At 42.1% G+C, this 1138-nt stretch carries 2 protein-coding genes; both read right to left on the bottom strand.

Annotated features, from left to right (window positions below; genetic code table 11):
* The coding region (locus tag JJD74_RS31215; RefSeq protein WP_146469857.1) for a helix-turn-helix domain-containing protein at nt 1-72 on the bottom strand (72 nt) is incomplete at its 3' end.
* A 24-nt stretch (nt 73-96) separates the two neighbouring features.
* On the bottom strand, nt 97-843 hold the full coding sequence (locus tag JJD74_RS30575; protein WP_442793297.1) for an AAA family ATPase: 747 nt from the start codon (nt 841-843) through the stop codon (nt 97-99).
* Nucleotides 844-1138: the final 295 nt, after the last annotated feature.

Below are 1138 nucleotides of genomic sequence, written 5' to 3'. Positions count from 1 at the left end.
CAGGCTGAAACCTTGGGCATGACCGATTTGAATGGTGGCGCGCTCTTCAACGCTGAGTTCGGAATAAGACATAGGGACAGCACCGTACCGGAAAGGTCAGGTGTTGCACTCAGTTTTCGCCGCCGCCATGTTTCTGTCTAGACTGGTAATTTGAAGTGTGTAACTAGGATCAGATTCTGCGGCCTCAATTAAAAATTTTAGGAAAACGATCTCGTGGGTAAATATTATGACTTGCCTCTCGAGAGACTCTTTCATGAGTCTATTGGCGATTTTTAAACGCCACTTATGATCTAAAGAGTTTACGGGGTCGTCGAAAATTACGCCCGATGCCCTGTTGTCTGCCCGCAGCTCTGCAAAAATGCTCGCGAGAGCAAGGCATTTTTGTTCTCCTTCACTAGCAATTTGATGGACGCTAGCTGTTGTAGACTCTGGGAGTACTATTTTAAATAGTTGGGATCCGGTGGCGTTTCTCGTATTTGCTTCAACAGAGTAGTGTTTGAATCCAAGGAGGCGTAGCTCATCTGTAAAGTGACTCTTCAGTGAAGTAGTTAAGTAGACTTCACTAATTTCTGAGCTTAAGGTCGTGATTTTTCTCGTGGCGGTTTGTTCTCTTATCTTCTCGTAAATCTCAAGTGTCTTTCTACGTTTTATTTCGAGTTCAATTGTAGCTTTGTTATCTGTTACGAGTTTTTTGGCAGTTAATTCTTTTTCGTTGGTTTCTTTGGAGGTGATTAGCAGAGCCATATGTTGTTCATCTACTAAGCTGGCTACTTCTTTGTTGATTTCGTTTAGTTGATTTTCAAGGGTGTCTACGATGCTTTCATCAAGGTCGCTAGCTTTAATCTTTATAATGTTGATATCTTCGTCTAGTAGTGTTTTTATTCTTGATGAGTAGCTTGAGCTGTAGGTCGATATCTTTTCTCGAAATCCTACTATTCTGTTTTCAAGGTCTATAATTATTTGTTCAAATATTGATAGGTCGAAAGCTGTTGTTTCTAATTCTTTTTTTCGCTCCTGAATTCATAGAATAAGCGCAACGCTTGAAACGAGAGGCAGAGAGCCAGCCACCGGTAGAATCCAGGCTCTCACACCGAAGGATTCAAGCGCAGATGACTACGCATTACCGGCAGCTGACTCA

This window comes from Pseudomonas sp. MF6776, assembly GCF_016613125.1.
Lineage (GTDB): Bacteria > Pseudomonadota > Gammaproteobacteria > Pseudomonadales > Pseudomonadaceae > Aquipseudomonas > Aquipseudomonas iridis.
This window is presented reverse-complemented; position numbering and strand designations above follow the sequence as displayed.